Here is a 250-nt window from a genome sequence, read left to right as displayed (position 1 = left end):
TGTATGTAGTACAGCATCGCGTGTTTCCGGCAGTAGTGCACACGATTAGCTGGCATGCAGTAAAGTCAGCGACTAATGGATACTGTGGTCGACAGTTCTGCAGGGTAGACATGTGGTGAAGGCATGGTCGCCTGTCTGCTGTTATCTGAGCTTGCGGTGTCTGCTTGCTGTGTGAGTGATGTCTTTTGTACATTGCCTGGTCTGTGTGAGTTTTTTTTTTTTTTTTTTTTTTTAATTCTCCGGCGCCCCC

Annotated in this window: 1 protein-coding gene; it reads right to left on the bottom strand. The window is 47.2% G+C overall.

All coding sequences use genetic code 11. The features are described 5' to 3' along the window. Positions 1-65: 65 nt before the first annotated feature. A partial coding sequence (locus G3N93_RS39800; protein WP_206135501.1) for a hypothetical protein occupies positions 66-250 on the bottom strand: 185 nt, incomplete at its 5' end.

This window comes from Burkholderia sp. Se-20378 (genome assembly GCF_017104665.1).
GTDB classification, from domain to species: domain Bacteria; phylum Pseudomonadota; class Gammaproteobacteria; order Burkholderiales; family Burkholderiaceae; genus Burkholderia; species Burkholderia lata.
Note: the sequence above shows the minus strand (reverse complement) of the source record. Positions and strands in the feature narration are given on the sequence as shown.